The 16,731-nt window shown below is 64.0% G+C and carries 13 protein-coding genes and 1 pseudogene; 5 read left to right on the top strand and 9 right to left on the bottom strand.

Going from position 1 to position 16,731, the window contains the following annotated elements:
• Nucleotides 1-7: 7 nt before the first annotated feature.
• The 6 genes and pseudogenes from JNK99_RS13360 to rsmB all read right to left on the bottom strand — a co-directional run bounded on the left by JNK99_RS13360 (nucleotide 8) and on the right by rsmB (nucleotide 8,221).
• Nucleotides 8-1,462 (bottom strand): potassium transporter TrkG, encoded by a 1,455-nt coding sequence (locus tag JNK99_RS13360; RefSeq protein WP_291853922.1) that lies wholly within the window; start codon nucleotides 1,460-1,462, stop codon nucleotides 8-10.
• Nucleotides 1,463-1,474: 12 nt separating this feature from the next.
• A pseudogene (gene trkA, locus JNK99_RS13355) lies at nucleotides 1,475-2,923 on the bottom strand (Trk system potassium transporter TrkA); the annotation flags it as partial.
• Between the two features lie 16 nt (nucleotides 2,924-2,939).
• Nucleotides 2,940-4,202 carry a response regulator gene (locus JNK99_RS13350; RefSeq protein WP_291853920.1) on the bottom strand — a complete coding sequence of 421 codons (1,263 nt, stop codon included), beginning with the start codon at nucleotides 4,200-4,202 and terminating at the stop codon, nucleotides 2,940-2,942.
• Nucleotides 4,203-4,204: 2 nt separating this feature from the next.
• Nucleotides 4,205-6,358: an ATP-binding protein gene (locus JNK99_RS13345; protein ID WP_291853919.1), complete on the bottom strand. Its 2,154-nt coding sequence runs from the start codon at nucleotides 6,356-6,358 to the stop codon at nucleotides 4,205-4,207.
• Nucleotides 6,355-6,954 carry a DUF4390 domain-containing protein gene (locus JNK99_RS13340; RefSeq protein WP_291853918.1) on the bottom strand — a complete coding sequence of 200 codons (600 nt, stop codon included), beginning with the start codon at nucleotides 6,952-6,954 and terminating at the stop codon, nucleotides 6,355-6,357. Before JNK99_RS13340 ends, JNK99_RS13345 begins: the two co-directional genes overlap by 4 nt.
• Complete coding sequence (gene rsmB / locus JNK99_RS13335) at nucleotides 6,929-8,221, bottom strand: 16S rRNA (cytosine(967)-C(5))-methyltransferase RsmB (RefSeq protein WP_291853917.1); 1,293 nt, start codon at nucleotides 8,219-8,221, stop codon at nucleotides 6,929-6,931. Before rsmB ends, JNK99_RS13340 begins: the two co-directional genes overlap by 26 nt.
• 278 nt (nucleotides 8,222-8,499) lie before the next feature.
• Here rsmB and JNK99_RS13330 point away from each other — a divergent pair, with 278 nt between their 5' ends.
• Complete coding sequence (locus JNK99_RS13330; protein ID WP_291853916.1) at nucleotides 8,500-9,588, top strand: S1/P1 nuclease; 1,089 nt, start codon at nucleotides 8,500-8,502, stop codon at nucleotides 9,586-9,588.
• On the opposite strand, the gene htpX is transcribed toward JNK99_RS13330, so the two are convergent.
• The 3 genes from htpX to def are packed head-to-tail and all read right to left on the bottom strand — an operon-like array spanning nucleotide 9,527 to nucleotide 11,862.
• Nucleotides 9,527-10,375 carry a zinc metalloprotease HtpX gene (htpX, locus tag JNK99_RS13325; protein ID WP_291853915.1) on the bottom strand — a complete coding sequence of 283 codons (849 nt, stop codon included), beginning with the start codon at nucleotides 10,373-10,375 and terminating at the stop codon, nucleotides 9,527-9,529. The two genes, JNK99_RS13330 and htpX, sit on opposite strands and share 62 nt — an antisense overlap.
• Nucleotides 10,376-10,432: 57 nt before the next feature.
• Nucleotides 10,433-11,362: a methionyl-tRNA formyltransferase gene (fmt, locus tag JNK99_RS13320; protein WP_291853914.1), complete on the bottom strand. Its 930-nt coding sequence runs from the start codon at nucleotides 11,360-11,362 to the stop codon at nucleotides 10,433-10,435.
• Nucleotides 11,359-11,862: a peptide deformylase gene (gene def / locus JNK99_RS13315; protein ID WP_291853913.1), complete on the bottom strand. Its 504-nt coding sequence runs from the start codon at nucleotides 11,860-11,862 to the stop codon at nucleotides 11,359-11,361. Before def ends, fmt begins: the two co-directional genes overlap by 4 nt.
• Nucleotides 11,863-12,056: 194 nt before the next feature.
• Between def and JNK99_RS13310 the strand changes: the two genes are divergently transcribed.
• From JNK99_RS13310 to JNK99_RS13295, 4 genes are all read left to right on the top strand, one after another.
• Nucleotides 12,057-13,076 carry a LysM peptidoglycan-binding domain-containing protein gene (locus JNK99_RS13310; RefSeq protein ID WP_291853912.1) on the top strand — a complete coding sequence of 340 codons (1,020 nt, stop codon included), beginning with the start codon at nucleotides 12,057-12,059 and terminating at the stop codon, nucleotides 13,074-13,076.
• 6 nt (nucleotides 13,077-13,082) lie between these two features.
• A complete protein-coding gene (gene dprA, locus JNK99_RS13305; protein WP_291853911.1) occupies nucleotides 13,083-14,183 on the top strand; it encodes a DNA-processing protein DprA in 1,101 nt (366 codons plus the stop codon).
• Nucleotides 14,183-14,632 (top strand): DUF494 domain-containing protein, encoded by a 450-nt coding sequence (locus JNK99_RS13300; protein ID WP_291853910.1) that lies wholly within the window; start codon nucleotides 14,183-14,185, stop codon nucleotides 14,630-14,632. Before dprA ends, JNK99_RS13300 begins: the two co-directional genes overlap by 1 nt.
• A gap of 141 nt (nucleotides 14,633-14,773) precedes the next feature.
• A partial coding sequence (locus JNK99_RS13295; protein ID WP_291853909.1) for a DNA topoisomerase III occupies nucleotides 14,774-16,731 on the top strand: 1,958 nt, incomplete at its 3' end.

Below are 16,731 nucleotides of genomic sequence, written 5' to 3'. Positions count from 1 at the left end.
TTGCCTGCTATTTGCGCCAGAAAGCTGGGGTCATCACGACCAGCAGCGTGAAGATCTCGAGCCGTCCAATGAGCATGGCGAAGGTGCATACCCAGGTCTGGAAGTCGGTCAGGCCCGCAAAGTTGTTGGCTGGTCCGACGGCACCGAGACCGGGGCCGGTGTTGTTGATGCTGGCAACTACCGCCGAGAAGGCGGTAATGATCTCGAGACCGGAGAAGGACAGGGCCAGCGTCATCGAAACGATGCACACCATGTACATGAATCCGAAAGCAAGGACCGAAAACAGAATATTGGGCGGTACCCGCTCGCCACCAACCTTCACCGGGTGAACGGCATTCGGATGCATCGCGCGGGTCAGTTCGCGATAGACCTGTTTGTAGAGCACGATTGCCCGGATCATCTTGATACCGCCGCCGGTCGAACCCGCGCTGGTCGCGAAGCTCGACAGGAACAACATCCACAACGGTGCGAAGAAGGGCCACAACGCATAGTCCGTGTTGGCAAAGCCGGTCGTGGTGGCAATCGATACCACGTTGAACGCCGAGTATCGCAACGCCTCCGGGAAGGTCGGATAGACCTCGTGCATGACGAGGAAAAGGGCGATGCCAATGAAGCTCCCAACCGTCACCAGCAGGAACATTCCGGCCTCGGGATCGGCCGCATAGGGACGCAGCGACCGGCCACTGAGAACGACGTAATGGGTCGCGAAATTGCACCCCGCGATGAGCATGAAAGCCATGCTGACCACCTCGATCGCCGGCGAGTTGAAGTAGCCGAAGCTGGCATCGTGGCTGGAAAAGCCGCCGAGGCCCATGGTCGCAAACATGTGCATGATGGCGTCCAGCCAGGTCATGCCGGCCCAGTAATAACCCAGGGTACACGCGATCGAGATGAGCGTGTAGACCACCCACAGTCCCTTTGCCGTCTCGGCCATGCGGGGGGTCATCTTCGAGTCCTTCATCGGTCCGGGCGTCTCGGCCTTGAACATCTGGCGACCGCCGATGCCGAGCAGGGGGAGGATGGCGACGGCCAGGACGATCAGCCCCATGCCGCCGAGCCAGACCAGTTGGGTTCGCCAGAAATTGATCGAGACGGGAAGATTGTCCAGCCCCTCGAAAACCGTAGCCCCCGTCGTGGTCAGTCCCGAGACGGCTTCGAAGTAGGCATCCGTGAAACTCGCGTCGAGCTGCAATATCAGAGGCAATGCAGCGTACACCGGCAGTACCGTCCACACCAGAGCCACCATCAGAAAGCCGTCCCGAATGGTGAGGTCGCGTGTCTCCCGGCGGGTCGTGTACCAGAGGCCGGCGCCGGTTCCCACGGTCAGCAGAAGGGCTTCGTCAAATGCACTTTCGGCGCCATCATGCAGCACCCAGGAGAGCGCCCACGGGACCAGCATCGTCAGGCCAAACATCACCATGACCATCGAAAGGACCCGGATCACCGGGTAATAGCGCTTCATGGCCGCCCCAGCTCAGAAGAAATGGAAACCGACTGCGAACAACTTCTCGACCTGCTTGACGACCTTCTTGTCGAGACAGAAAACGATCACGTGATCGCCGGTCTCGACCACCAGGTCCTTGTGCGCAATCAGTACACGACCCTTCTGCTTCTTCTTGGCCAGACCCAGATAGCCGATGTCCCGGGTCTTGTCGAGATCGCGCACGATCGCTGCGACGAACGCACCGTGGATCTGCGGCAGTTCGTCAATGCGACGGCCAACGATCTTTGACGTCTTGCGGTCACCATGAGCGACAAGCTCGAGTGCTTCGGCAGCACCGCGACGCAAACTGTGGACCTGCGCCACGTCGCCCTGCCGGACATAGGTCAGCAAGGTGCCGATCGAGACCTGGGCCGGCGAAATCGCGATGTCGATCGGCCCGCCCTCCACCAGTTCGGCATAGGCACGCCGGTTGATCAGCGCCAACACGCGCTGACAGCCCATCCGCTTGGCCAGCGATGCCGCCATGATGTTGTCTTCGTCGTCATTGGTCAGTGCCAGGAAGAGGTCCATCTCGTCGATTGCCTCCTGCTGCAGCAACTCCTCGTCGGTCGCATCGCCGTAGAGCACCAACACCGACCTGAGCGCACCGGCAACATAATCGGCCCGCCGCCGGTCGACTTCGATCAGCTTGACCTGACAGCGACCCTCGAGCGCCTGCGCGACGCGCAGGCCGATGTTGCCACCACCGGCGATCATGATCCGCCTGACCGGCTCGAGCGAACGACGCAACTCGCGCAATACCGCCCGGATGTGCTCTTCGGCAGCAAGCAGGAAGACCTCGTCACCGTCTTCGATCACCGTCTCTCCGCTGGGGGTGATCGCACCGTCGCGGCGGAAGATGGCAGCAATGCGGGCGTCGATCTCCGCTGGCAGATGGCCGCGCATCTCCTTGATCGGACTACCGACCAGCAAGCCGCCTGCGTAGGCGCGGACACCGACCAGTGCCAGACAGCCGCCGGCAAAGGTGAGCACCTGCAGGGCCTCCGGAAAGTCGACCAGACGCGCGATGTACTCGGTGATCACCTGTTCCGGAACCAGCGCGTAGTCAACCGCGAAGTTCTCGGGCGCCAACAGTTTCTGGCTATCGACGAAGTCACGCGCACGCAGCCGGGCAATGCGCGACGGAACGTTGAACACGCTGTGCGCCACCTTGCAGGCCACCAGGTTGGTCTGATCGCTCTGCGTCACGGCAATCAGCAGGTCGGCGTCTTCAACCCCGGCACTCGCCAGGACCGACGGATGGGCCGCGTTGCCCGCCACCGTCTGCAGATCGAGCCGATCCTGCAGGTGCGCCAGGCGATCCTGATCGCTGTCGACGACTGTTATGTCATTGTTCTCGGACACCAGGCTTTCGGCCACACTGGCACCCACCTGGCCTGCCCCAAGGATCACGATTCGCATTGTTGTCATCTCCCTGACGGTCGGGCGCGCTGCCCTAGTCGCGTTCGTCGCCCCGCCTGCCGACGTTCAGGCCAAGCTGTTTCAGTTTGCGGTAGAGGTGGGTACGCTCGAGACCAGTCTTCTCTGCCAAACGCGTCATGCTACCGCGTTCGCCGGTCAGGTGGTACTCAAAGTACATTCTTTCGAAGGCTTCACGCGCCTCGCGTAACGGTTGATCGAAAAACAGGGCGGGCAGCGGCGGGGCAGCCCCGTTTTGTCCGGCCTCGGTCTGCAGGATCAGGGCGACGTCGTCACTGCTGATTTCTTCGTCAAGCGCCGAGAGCGCGAGATTCTTCACCGTGGCCAGCAGTTCGGCCCATTCGCCATGCCAGCGATGCAGACGCAGGGCGTTCTGCGCGCTGCTGGAAAAGTGCCGCAAGGGCACCTCACCGCGCTCCGCCAGGTGCGCCAGAAGCAGGGCGGCGATCTCGGGAACGTCATCGGCATGTCCCGAGATCTGCGGCAGTGCCACCCACACCTCGCCGAGCCGGCTGATGACCTGCGGATCCCAACCGGCTTCGACGAGCCCGCCGAGAGGACGGCTCGAAGCTGCGACGAGTTGCAGATTGTGCCTTTCGAGTCGTTCGAGCGCGAAGACGAGATTCATCTGCTGCAGTTTCCCGAACTGTGCCAGATCGGCCACGAAGACAATGCCGCCGCTCGCGTTCTGCAGCATTTCCTGGGTCAGCGGCGAGCTCGCCGCCGACAGGTCCAGCCAGGGGGTCAGGTGTGTCTGCAAGGTACGCGCGCAGATTTCTGCGATGCTGCCCGAGGCGCTCTTGAGCAACAGGACCGAGGTCTTCGCTGCCGCCTGTTCGAGCCTCCGCTTGAGGTCTTTGAGCAGGGGCGAACGGGCGAACGCATCAAGGGTCAGCGGTTTCTTGAGCAGCACGATCTCGTGCTTGAGTGCCTTCTTGACGGTCAGCAGCAGCTTCTGCAGGGCAATCGGTTTCTCGAGGAAGTCGGTGGCGCCGATACGCGTCGCTTCGACTGCCGAATCGATCGTTCCGTGCCCCGACATCATCACCACCGGCATGGTCAATAGCCCCCCGGCCGACCACTCCTTGAGCAGCGAGATACCATCGGTGTCCGGCATCCAGATGTCGAGCAGCACCAGATCGGGCCGCTTCTCGGCGCGCAGCCTGCGCGCCGCCGCGGCATTCTCGGCCACCCAGACCGAGTGGCCTTCATCGGCAAGAATCTCGGAAAGCAATTCGCGAATGCCCATTTCGTCATCGACGATCAGTACTTGCGCCATGGTCAAGTCTCGGAAGGAAGTTTGCTCGGACGGCGGTTCACGGCCGGCAAGGCCGCCAGTGGCAGGGTGATGCTGACCTCGGCACCGGTCGGCTGACGATTGTTGATCGTGATGCGTCCGTGATGTTCATCGACGATCTTCTTGACGATGGCCAGCCCAAGACCGGTACCACGAGTCTTGGTGGTGACATAGGGCTCGAAGACGCGCGACAGAATCTCGGCCGGGAAACCCGGCCCGCGATCGCTGACCACCAGTTCGGCCATGCTGTCGGCACGCCGGGTGGTGAGCGTGATGCACGGGGCGTCGACCGCTTCCTGTGCGTCCTCGGCATTGCGCAACAGATTGTGGATGATCTGCCGCAACTGCGTCGCATCACCCCAGACGGCCGGCAGCTTGGACGCCAGTTTGGCCTTGATCTGCGCTCGTGAGTTCTCGTAGAGGCCGAGCACTTCGGCAATCAGCGCATTGAGGTCGAGAGCCACCAGCTCGGGCGGTGGCAGGCGCGCATAATCGCTGAAGTCGTTGACCATGCGCTTCATCGCCTGAACCTGAGTGATGATCGTCTGCGTCGAACGAGCAAGGATCTGGGCATCGCGATCGCTCAGGTGATCGGCCAGCTTCATCTGCAGCCGCTCGGCCGAGAGCTGGATCGGGGTCAGCGGATTCTTGATCTCGTGCGCCAGACGCCTGGCCACTTCGCCCCAGGCGGCACTGCGCTGGGCAGCAATCAGTCGTGTGACATCGTCGAAGACGACGACGTATCCGCCGTGCGATTCAGCCGGCAACTCGGTTCCGCGCAGCAGCAGGATTTGCGGCAGACCGCCGCTGTGCTCGAGCTCGATCTGTTCCTGCCATTCGCCGCTGTTCAGATCGGCAAAGGCACGCTGGATGACCTGACCGAGCACCTGCTGGCGCGGCCAGAGGTCGGTCGGCTGACCAAGCAATCCGGCAAAATCATCGGCCAGAATCGTCAGCGCGCCTTCGTTGACGGTACGTAACACGAAGCGACGGTCGAACACCAGAACGCCTGCCGAAAGATTGGCAAGAATCGACTCGAGATAGGTGCGAGCCGCCTCCAGCTCGCCGCGATGCCGCTCGTTGTCGCGCCGCGCTTCGTCGAGCTGACTGGTCATCTGCTTGAAGGAACGCGTCAGAACGCCGAGTTCGTCGCGGCTGTAGACGGCCTGTCTGGGTGTGTAGTCACCAGCCGCCACCGCCTGCGTTCCCTCGGCCAGGATGGAGAGTGGCGCCGAAAGACGACGAGCCAGGACGAAAGCCAGTGCGATCGCCGTAAACAGCGCCAGCAGGACGGTCAAGGTGAGGGTCATGGCGTAGATTCGCGTCAAGCCCTCGCGTCCCAGGGAAAGCTCCTGATAATCCGCGTATACGGTCTGGACGCTGTCGGCATTGAGGGCAAGGCTGCCCGGCACCGGATCGATCAGTTGCAGGATGCGGGTCTCGACGCCCAGCCCGGCTGGCATGACGGCAACCAGCACGCGCAGGCTGAGATCATGCTCCCCGCTGCTTTCGATCACGGCGTAGCGACGGTCCTTGCGCGCCCGTTGCAATTGTTCGGCCGTCGGCTGCGCGGGGAGCAGACTGGTCAGTTCGCCGCTGGCGGTTGCCAGCAACTCGCCGCTGTTCGAGAAGAGCGCAGCCGATTGCACCCCATTCTGCTCGCGCAGGCGGTTGAGATCGAGACGACGTTGCGCCTCGGAATGCTCTCCGAGTTCGAGCGCCATCGCCTGTGCCTTTGCCGCAAGGTCCTCGAGCAGGGAATCGAGCGCACTGCGGCCGAGATTGAGGCCGGCTTCGAGCGCTTTCTCGACACGCACGTCGAACCAGGTCTCGATGCTCTTGGTCACAAACTGAACCGAAACGGCGTAGATCAGCACTCCGGGCAGCACCGCCATGAGCCCGAACATCAACATCAGGCGCAGCTTGAGGCGGGAACCGAAGACCTGCGCCCGATGTTCCCGCCACAAGGCATGCAACTGCCAACCGATCAGGGCCAGGAGCGACAGGGCGACGACCGCGTTGAGGCCGAGCAGCCAAGGATAGTGACTGGCGAAAAGCGCCGTGTTGGCACTCGCCGAGGCCAACAAAAAGAGCAGAATGCCGCCAAATGAGGCGGCAGCGACAATCAGGCTTTTCATCTGCCTTCGACGCTGAACACCGGTGCCGCCAGCTCGCTCGGCGTGAAATGCCAGCGCGCCCAGTCGGAGGAAAGGTTCCAGTCGCGGTTGGCCAGTGCATTGACCTGGAAGGTCTTCGGCATCTGGCTGAGGTCTAGGCGCATGCGTACGGCGGCCTGATAGGTGTTATCGGGTCTGAGCGATCCCCGGTCGAGAACCAGCCAGTTACGCAGGCGCGACAGTATCCGCTGGGCGTCGTCAAGTGAGGCAAAGCTCTGGTGCAAGGCGCCACTGGACAGACGGTACTGGCGCGTCAGCGCATGGTACGAAAGCTGGAAGGTCTGGCTGCGGCTGACCACCTCTTCGTCCAGCCAGTACCAGCGGGAACGGGTCAGCTCGAAGTCGACGACGAAGTACAGCGTGACACCACGGGCAATCGCATCGTCCAGCCGGGCATTGAGATTGATGTTGAAGTCGGCGGAAAGCGTATAGCCCTCGTCGCCCGGCGCGAGAACCGGATTGCGTACACTGATGTCGGCCGCCTGACCACCGGCCGCGGCGCATAGCAGCAGGATGCCGCACAGCAAAGGACTAAGCAGCTTTCTCCAGCAGGGCATAAAAGAATCCGTCATGTTCTTCCTGGGGCAGGAGTCTTTCCTCGGTCAGGCGTCTGGCGGTGGCCTGGCGAAAGAGGAAGGCGTCGATCTGTGCACCGTTCTCTTCCGGGAAGAGCGAGCAGGTAGCGTAGAGCAGCCGACCGCCAACCTTCAGGAGCGGCCAGAGCTGATCGAGAATCTCCCTCTGCAGTTGCACGAAACGCCGGATATCGCCCTCCCGGCGCAGATACTTCATGTCTGGATGGCGGCGCACGACACCCGAAGCAGAGCAAGGCACATCGGCGAGAATGGCGTCGAAAGACCGGCCGTCCCACCAAATCCCGGTGGCCCGACAATCGGCCACGACCACCTTCGCCGACAAGCCAAGCCGTCGCAGGTTGTCGCCTACCAGGTGAGCGCGCTGCTCATTAACCTCCAGTGCGAGCAGATCGAGGTCGGCCGCTTCCAGCAGATGCCCGGTTTTGCCGCCGGGCGCGGCGCAGGCGTCGAGCACGCGCTGGCCGCTGGTGGGCGCCAGGATGTGTGCCGCGCGCTGGGCTCCCGCGTCCTGGATCGAGACCAGGCCCTCGGCGAAGCCGGGCAGTGCATCGACCGGAACCGCCCTGGCCAGCAGCAGTGCGTCACCGCCAAGCGGCCGCGCGCCCAGCCCCGACGCCTGCAGCCGTGCCGCATAAGCCGGGACGGCGAGACGCCGACGATTGACGCGCAGGGCCAGTGGTGGCGGCTCATTGCCGCGCGCCACGATGTCCTGCCAGTCTCCGGGGTAGGCACGACGCAGACGAGCCAGCCACCAGCGCGGATGCTGATGCACCGCCTCTTCGTCATCGGCCATTGCCAGATGCAGGGCATCGCGCTGCCGCAGGTAATTGCGCAGTACGGCATTGACCAGACCTCGGAAGGCGCCGCCAGCCAGCCGCGCAGCCGCCGCCACTGCCTGATCGACCACCATGTACCCCATTTCCGGTCGCGTCTGCAAACGGTACAGGGCGGCCTGCAACAGGGCTGTGGTTTGATTGTGCGGCAGAGCCTTGTCGAGCAGACAGCGCAGCATGAATTCGCCAAAGCCGTAGCGACGGATCGTGCCATAGGCCAGATCCTGGACGGCGGCGTGCGTCGCTGGCGGCAGATCACGCGCCTGGCCGAGAGCCTGCGGCAGATTCTGCCCTGCCTGGACGGCGGCGATCACTCTTGCCGCAAGCAGGAGGCTCAGCGCAAGGGAGTCGGCCGGCAGCTCGCCAGGCGAATTCGCCGCTTGAGGCTTGCGCACGCGCAGAGCGCGGGGCGACGGCGAGGAGGAAGGCGGGGACAATGGCTGAATTTCGCTGCGTTCTGGGGGTCTCGAGTTTAGCACGATGCCTGATACTGGCGAGATGATGGCCGGCAGATGAATGATAATGCGTGCATGCCTCGCTCGACCCTGTTCGCCCGGCGTCGATCTGCAGCGCACCGGGTGGCAGGACGAGGCGCCGATGACCCGGCAGACTGGATGCCGACCCATCGGCTCGGCGGGTACGAGCAAGCACGCCGCGCAGCAGGAGACCAAGCTTGACAGCGAGAAAACGACCCTCCAGCTCGAAGATGGGCCAGTACGTCCTGCTGCTCGCAGCAACACTGCTCTGCACTTCGCCGGCGGCGGCGTGGAATGCCGCCGGACATCGCATCAGCGCGCTGATTGCCTGGCAAAGACTCGATCCGGGCAGCCGGGCCGCGATCACGGCACTCCTGCGCCAGCACCCCGACTTCGCACGCTGGCAGGCACGCGGCAAGGGGGCGGAGCCGGGTCTGGCCACCTTTCTCGAAGCCTCCACCTGGCCTGACGACATCCGGCGGGACCAGCGCTTCTACAGCGCGGGGAACGAGGAGCCGACCCCGACACTGCCGGGTTTCCCGGACATGGAACGGCGGCTGGAGTGGCATTACATCGATCGACCGCTCGATATGCTGCCCACGACGCGGGCACCGGCGGGCGAGCTGGATCGACGGCTGAACATGCTCGTGTCCACCCTGGCCAACCAGGGTGTGCAGCCGAGCGAGCGCGCTTACGCGCTACCCTGGCTGATTCACCTGGTGGGTGATGCCCATCAGCCGCTGCACGCAGCCAGCCGTCACACAGCTGATGGCGAGAGCGACAACGGCGGCAACGCGCTGCTCATCACCAACCCGTTCAATATGCGTCACCCGTCGATGAGTCTGCATCGCTATTGGGACGATCTGCCGGGCCCGCCCTGGCTGCGCGACGACCGGCTTGCCGGCACGGTGAGCGCCCTGACCGAGCGCCATCCGCCGACGGGCGGGAGCAGCACGCCCGCCCTGTGGATCGAGGAAAGCTGGCTGATCGCCCGACGCTACGCCTACCCGGAAAGCGAAGACAAGCCGCCAACGATCAGCCCGAGCTTCCACGAACGATCGCAGGAGATTGCCAATCATCGGATTACCCAGGCGGGTTACCGCCTGGCCGAACTACTGCGGGCTCTCTTTCGCCCCGCACAGAGCGCGGGACGAAAGCCTGCTGGCGCACCCGGGGAGTCGCTCCGGCCGGCAATGTTTCACGTGAAACAGCAGTGCCCGAACGCTAACGCCGAGCCATGGCGCGCAAGCGGGCGACGCGCTGTTCAGTCGGTGGGTGGGTGCTGAACAGTCCGGCCATGCCGCCGCCCGACAAGGGATTCATGATCATCATCTGGGCTGTTTCAGGGTGCGCCTCGGCTGGCGCCAGCGGGATGCCGCGGGCGTAGGCGTCGATTTTCGCCAGTGCATCGGCGAGCGCATTCGGGTCCCCGCAAATCTCGGCTCCACCACGATCGGCCTCGAACTCACGCGCCCTGGAAATCGCCATCTGGATCAACGAAGCGGCCAGCGGCGCCAGCACGGCAACAAGGATGCCCGCCACCGGGTTGCTCGGCCGGCCCTCCGAATCGCGTCCCCCGAAGAACATCGCAAAGTTGGCAAGCGCCGAGATCGCACCGGCCATGGTCGCCGCGATTGTCGAAATGAGGATGTCGCGATGCTGCACATGCGCCAGTTCGTGCGCCATGACGCCGCGGATCTCGCGCGCCGACAGCAGCTGCAGAATGCCGGTAGTGGCAGCCACCGCCGCATTGTCCGGGTTGCGCCCGGTGGCGAAGGCATTCGGCTGCGCCTCGTCGATCAGGTATACCCGGGGCATCGGCAGCCCCGCCCGCTGCACCAGTTCCTGGACCATCGAGTAAAACTGCGGCGCCGACTGCTCGTCCACCTCGCGCGCGTTGTACATTCTGAGCACCATCCGGTCCGAGAACCAGTAGGCGAAGACGTTCATCGCGCCGCCAAGGAGCAGCGCCAGCAACATCCCCGACCGGCCGCCCAGCAATCCGCCGACGACGCCGAACAAGGCGAGAATGGCTGCCATCAGAAGGGATGTCTTGAGCCAGTTGCCGAGCATGATTCGATCCTCCGTAGATATCCGCTGCTTCCCTAGATGGAGCAGGAGCGAGGAAATTCAAGCACCGCTCAGGCTGTAACGGGTCTCCGGGACGAGCCGCCGGCCGTTGAGAAACTCCGCCGCCGACAGCCGCCGGCCGCCGGCTGCTTGCAGCTCGGCAAGCAGCAGAGCCCCCTCTCCACAGGCCACGGCGATGCCGCCGGCGTCCGCCGCGAGTACCGTTCCCGGCGGCCCTTCGCCGCCGGTCACCGGCGCTGCACGCCAGATCTTGAGCAGCCTGCCGTCGAGCGAACAGCTTGCGCCGGGATGGGGATTGAAGGCCCGCACCTGCCGGTCGAGTTCTATCGCCGGCCGACGCCAGTCGAGCATCGCCTCCGCCTTGTCGATCTTGGCGGCATGCGTCACCCCGTCTTGTGCTTGTGGGGAAGCCGTCAGCGGCAGATGGGCAAGCACCTCGACGATGAGTTGCGCCCCCAGCCCGGCCAACCGGTCATGCAACGACCCTGCGGTGTCGTCGTCGCGAATTGCCTGTTTTGCCGCGCGCAACACGGGCCCGCTGTCGAGCCCGGCTTCCATCTGCATGATGCATACGCCGGTCTCGGTGTCTCCGGCAAGGATGGCGCGCTGGATCGGCGCCGCGCCGCGCCAGCGCGGCAGCAAGGACGCGTGGATGTTGATGCAGCCATAGCGCGGCATGTCGAGCACCACCTGGGGAAGGATCAGGCCGTACGCGGCAACGATGATGACGTCGGGCGCGGCTGACCTTATCTGCTCCTGGGTCGCCGGATCGCGCAGCGTGAAAGGCTGCAGGACCGGAATTCCCGCCACCTGGGCCAGTTGCTTGACCGGCGCCGGGCGCACCACCATGCCGCGCCCGGCGGGACGATCGGGCTTGGTCAGCACCTGCACCACGTCGTGGCCAGCCGCCAGAATGGCCTGCAGGGCCGCTCCGGCAAACTCCGGCGTGCCGGCGAAGGTCAGCCTCATGCGGTGATGCGCGCTTGTTTGGCGAGCTTGTTCCTGATTCGCAATTGCTTGAGTTGCGACAGATGCTCGACGAAGACGCGCCCCTGCAGGTGGTCGATTTCGTGTTGCAGACATACCGCCAACAGGCCAACCGCCTCGATGGTCTGTTCCCCGCCATCGAGATCGAGGTAGCGGACAATCACATGTTCGGCACGTTCCACCTTGTCGTAAATGCCAGGAACCGACAGGCAACCCTCTTCGCAGGTCTGCCGACCGTCCTGCTCGATGATCTCCGGGTTGATCAAGGTCAGCAACTGATCCCTCGTCTCCGAGGCGTCGATGACGATCACGCGCTTGTGAACATCGACCTGGGTCGCCGCCAGGCCAATGCCGGGCGCCTCGTACATCGTCTCGGCCATGTCGCGTGCCAGGCGCCGAATACTCTCATCAACCTCCCGGACCGGCGTTGCCACCGTCCGCAGGCGTGCATCGGGAAAGCGCAGTATGGGTAGTAGAGACATAAAAAGCTTGATCGAATAAGGAACTACGTGCAAAATCGGACGCAGTGTCTACGCAATGCTGGCGTCCTTGGCCCGGCACCTGCCGGGCAGCCGGCCCCAACCGACCGGGGATTCGCTGGGACGCCCCCCTGACCCGGAAGTTCCCTCCGACGACGCCCCCAAAATACTGCGACTGATCGCACGAGGATAACACGATGATCCGCATTATGTCCGCGTTCCTTCTGGCTTTGGTCGGCACCCTTTGCTGCACCGCCAACGGCCAGGAACTCCAGTTGGCCGACCGCGCCCCACAAAGGCACATCGTGGTTCCCGGCGACACTCTGTGGGGAATTTCCAGCAAGTTCCTCAAGAACCCGTGGGAGTGGCCGGCAATCTGGCGCATGAACCGCGACGAGATCAGGAATCCGCACCGCATCTATCCGGGTGATGTGATCGTGCTCGAGCGCGACGGTGACGGGCGGCCCCGCCTGCGCCTGGAGACGGTCCGCCTGATCCCCCGGATCTACGCCGAAAGCACCGACCAGGGCATCCCGGCGATCCCGCCCAATGTGATCAAACCCTTCCTGTCCGATCCGCTGATCGTCGAAGTGCACGGCCTGCAGAACGCAGCGCGCATCGTCGCCACCCCGGAGGATCGGGTCTATCTCGGTAGCGGCGATCGTGCCTATGTAGCCAATGCCAATCCCGACGTCCGCGACTGGCAGGTCTATCGCAGTGGCAAGGCGCTGCGCGACCCGCGCAGCAACGAGATCCTCGGTTACCAGGCCTACTACCTGGGCACCGCACGGCAGGTCGATTCGGCCGCTGTGGCCACCTTCGAGATACTCACCGCACGGGAGGAGATCGGGCGTGGCGACCGCCTGCTGCCTGCCGTCCCTCCCTCGCTCGTTCCCTACCTTCCGCACAAGCCGGACTTTGCGGTCGATGCGGTTGTGATCGGCGTCTATGGCGGCGTCGATACTGCCGGACGCGGCTCCATCGTCTCGATCAGCCGCGGCAGTCTGGATGGCATCGAAATCGGGCATGTCCTGGCGCTCGAGCGCAATCGGACCATCCGTGAGCGTGACGAAGACGACCGCAAGATCGTCGTGCAGATTCCACCGTACCGCGTCGGACTGCTCTTCGTCTTTCGTACCTTCGAGCGCATCTCTTACGGCCTGATCGTGCAGGCGGAAGGCACCATCGAGGTCAACGACTTCGCGCGCACGCCATAGCAGCTAATGAACACAAGGCCGGAGCTGGCCGACTGGCTGCGACTGACTCTGGTTCCCGGCATCGGCGGTGAAACCCAGCGCAAGCTGCTGGCCGCCTTCGGACTTCCTGCAGCGATCTTCACTGCCGGCCACAGTGCACTGCGCGCAGTAGTCGGCACGCGTGCCGCGCAACTCCTGCTCGATACCGACAATCAGCTTGCCGTCGAACGGGCCCTCGCCTGGTCGGCGCAGCCCGCGCAGCACCTGGTCTGCCTGGCCGACCCCGAGTACCCGCAAGCCTTGCTGCAGACCCCTGATCCACCGACGCTGGTGTACGTGCGGGGCCGCCTCGACCTGCTCAATTCGCCGACCCTGGCCGTGGTCGGCAGTCGCAATCCGACTCCGCAGGGCAGCGCCAACGCCAAACGCTTCGCGAGTGCCCTTGCCGAAGCCGGACTGACCATTGCCAGCGGTCTCGCCCTCGGCATTGACGCAGCGGCACACCGTGGCGCACTGGCGGCAGCGGGCGACACGGTCGCCTTCATTGGCACCGGCATCGACCGCAGCTACCCGGCCGCCAACCATGAACTGGCTCGCGAGATAGCCGGCAAGGGCAGCATCATTTCCGAGTTTCCGCTTGGCACGCCGCCCAGCGGCGCCAACTTTCCACGCCGCAACCGCCTGATCGCAGGCCTCGCACACGGCACGCTGGTGGTTGAAGCGACGACCGACAGTGGCTCCCTGATCACCGCCCGCATCGCCTCGGAACTGGGACGTGAGGTCTTCGCAATCCCCGGTTCGATTCATTCACCGCAATCGCGCGGCTGCCACAAGCTGCTCAAGCAAGGAGCCAAACTGGTCGAGAGCGTGCAGGACGTGCTCGACGAACTGCGCTGGACAAGCCCTGCGCGCCGCCCTGTGGAAAGTCCGGAGGCGGCCGGTGAAGCACCGGCACTGCTGGCGTGCATGGGTTTCGATCCGTGCAGTGTCGACGAACTGGCAGTGCGCAGCGGCTTGACGGCCGAGGATGTTTCGGTAAAGCTGCTCCATCTGGAACTGGCCGGCGCGATAGCCGGTCTGCCAGGTGGCCGCTACCAAAGAATTTCCCAAGCCGGAAAGGCCCCGTGATGATCGACATCCTCGTTTACCTGTTTGCCAACTATCAGGATTTCCGTACCCGGCCCAGGACGCGGACGCTCAAGCGGAAACTGAGTGCGGTCGGTTTCCGGGACGACGCCATCAGCGTCGCCCTGCACTGGCTGGATGGCCTCAAATCGGCCAGTGAATTAGATTGCCCCGCCAGCCATGGCGCGTTTCGGGTCTATCTCGACCAAGAGAAGCGCAAGCTCGGTATCGACTGCCTCGGCTTTCTCGCCTTTCTCGAAGCAGCCGAAGTGATCACCCCCGCCGTGCGGGAACTGGTCGTCGAACGCGCCATGATGATGGAAGACGATCGTGTCCCGCTGGCCAAGTTCAAGATCGTCGTCCTGATCGTCCTCTGGAGCCGCGAACAGGACCTCGAGCCCTTGGTGGTCGAAGAATTGCTCGACGACGGCAGCTCTCGCCTGACGCACTGAAGCGAGCCCCCGCTTCGCTACCCATGCGCGGCTTCCTTGCCAAGCGCGGCAGAGTGCTCTTATCATGGTCCGCACGAGGTCAGTGCTTTGACCATTCTGCGGCCCCGGCTGCTGCCACTCTTTGCGGCTTCCAAAGACTCCATGAGCAAGAAACTGATCATCACCGAGAAGCCGTCCGTCGCCGCTGACCTGGCGCGCGCACTTGGCGGCTTCGTCCGGCACGACGACTACTTCGAGAGTGACGACTATGTTCTCTCCTCGGCCATCGGCCACCTGCTCGAACTCGCCTGCCCCGAGGAGTATGAAGTCAAGCGCGGCAAGTGGTCTTTCGCCCACCTGCCGGTTATCCCGCCGCACTTCGCGCTGCAACCGATTGCGAAAACGGAGCCCCGGCTCAGGCTTCTGGTCCGCCTGCTCAAGCGCAAGGACGTCGCCAGCCTGGTAAACGCCTGCGACGCCGGACGCGAAGGGGAGTTGATCTTCAACTACATCATCCAGCATGCTGCGGTCGGCAAGCCGGTCGAGCGTTTGTGGCTGCAGTCGATGACGCCGCAAGCCATCCGCGACGGCTTTGCGCGCCTGCGCCGGGGCAGCGAGATGCTCGGCCTGGCCAACGCGGCGGTATGCCGCTCCGAATCGGATTGGCTGGTCGGCATCAACGGAACACGGGCGATGACCGCCTTCAATTCGAAGACCGGGGGCTTCCACCTCACCACGGTCGGCCGTGTCCAGACACCAACCCTGGCGCTGATCGTCGAGCGCGAAGACCGGATACGCAAGTTCAAGCCGCGTGCCTACTGGGAACTCGAGGGCATCTTCAACTGCGCTGCCGGACAGTATCGCGGCAAATGGTTCGACGAAAAGTTCAAGGGCAAGGATGATGACGAGCATGCGCGCGCCGACCGCCTATGGGACGAAAGCCGCGCGACGCTGCTGCAGCAGAAGTGCATTGGCCAGGACGGCGAGGTCAGTGAAGAATCCAGGGCGTCGACCCAGTTGTCCCCCCTGCTCTATGACCTCACCAGCCTGCAGCGTGAAGCCAACAGCCGCTTCGGCTTTTCGGCCAAGGCGACCCTCGGTCTCGCCCAGGCGCTCTACGAAAAGCACAAGGTGCTGACCTATCCACGCACCGATTCGCGTGCGCTCCCCGAAGACTATCGACCGGCGGTCAGCAGCACCCTCGCCATGCTGACCGGGGAAGGGGCCGGCAAGAGCCACGACGAAGCCCTGCTGGCGCGCTACGCGCCCTTCGCCCACCAGGTCCTGGCGCGCAACTGGGTCGTGCCCAACAAACGCATCTTCAACGATGCCAAGGTGTCCGATCACTTCGCGATCATCCCGACACTGCAGCCGCCAAAACACCTGTCGGAACCCGAGCTCAAGCTCTACGACATGGTCGTCAAGCGTTTCCTCGCGGTCTTCCACCCGGCCGCCGAATACCTGATCACCACTCGCATCACCCGGGTTGCCGGGGAACCCTTCAAGACCGAGGGCAAGGTATTGGTCAACCCCGGCTGGCTGGCCGTCTATGGTCGTGAGGCGCAGGAAGGTGAGGAAGGCAACCTCGTTGCCGTGACGCCCGGCGAAAAGGTGCACGCCGACGAGGTGGTCCTCAGCGCGCACCAGACCAAACCCCCGGCGCGTTACTCCGAGGCCAGCCTGCTGACCGCCATGGAGAGCGCCGGCAAGGCGATGGACGACGAGGAACTGCGCGCCGCCATGGCCGGACGCGGCCTTGGCACGCCAGCCACGCGCGCCCAGATCATCGAAAACCTACTGGCCGAACAATACCTTCTGCGCGAGGGCCGCGAATTGCTGCCGACCGCCAAGGCGTTCTCGCTGATGACGCTGCTCAACGGACTCGGCATCCCGGAACTGACCGCCCCGGAACTGACCGGCGAATGGGAATGGAAGCTCGCCCGCATGGAACGCGGCGAGCTGTCACGCACGGAGTTCATGCAGGAGATCGCGGCGATGACGCAACACATCGTCGACCGCGCCAGGAGCTACGACAGCGACAGCATCCCGGGGGATTTCGGCGAGCTGGCGACACCCTGCCCGAAATGCGGCAGCCTGATCAGGGAAACCTACAAGAAGTT

This window comes from Accumulibacter sp., assembly GCF_016789985.1.
In the GTDB taxonomy this organism is placed as follows: Bacteria; Pseudomonadota; Gammaproteobacteria; order Burkholderiales; family Rhodocyclaceae; genus Accumulibacter.
The sequence above is the reverse complement of the archived record's forward strand: the minus strand, read 5'-3'. Positions and strand labels throughout refer to the sequence as shown.

Excerpts from the sequence above, each read along its gene's own strand:
- def (WP_291853913.1), bottom strand. The coding sequence starts at position 11,862 with ATGTCTCTACTACCCATACTGCGCTTTCCCGATGCACGCCTGCGGACG.
- JNK99_RS13300 (WP_291853910.1), top strand. The coding sequence starts at position 14,183 with ATGATCGACATCCTCGTTTACCTGTTTGCCAACTATCAGGATTTCCGT.
- JNK99_RS13360 (WP_291853922.1), bottom strand. The coding sequence starts at position 1,462 with ATGAAGCGCTATTACCCGGTGATCCGGGTCCTTTCGATGGTCATGGTG.
- JNK99_RS13350 (WP_291853920.1), bottom strand. The coding sequence starts at position 4,202 with ATGGCGCAAGTACTGATCGTCGATGACGAAATGGGCATTCGCGAATTG.
- htpX (WP_291853915.1), bottom strand. The coding sequence starts at position 10,375 with ATGCTCGGCAACTGGCTCAAGACATCCCTTCTGATGGCAGCCATTCTC.
- JNK99_RS13310 (WP_291853912.1), top strand. The coding sequence starts at position 12,057 with ATGATCCGCATTATGTCCGCGTTCCTTCTGGCTTTGGTCGGCACCCTT.
- fmt (WP_291853914.1), bottom strand. The coding sequence starts at position 11,362 with ATGAGGCTGACCTTCGCCGGCACGCCGGAGTTTGCCGGAGCGGCCCTG.
- JNK99_RS13340 (WP_291853918.1), bottom strand. The coding sequence starts at position 6,954 with ATGCCCTGCTGGAGAAAGCTGCTTAGTCCTTTGCTGTGCGGCATCCTG.
- JNK99_RS13345 (WP_291853919.1), bottom strand. The coding sequence starts at position 6,358 with ATGAAAAGCCTGATTGTCGCTGCCGCCTCATTTGGCGGCATTCTGCTC.
- dprA (WP_291853911.1), top strand. The coding sequence starts at position 13,083 with ATGAACACAAGGCCGGAGCTGGCCGACTGGCTGCGACTGACTCTGGTT.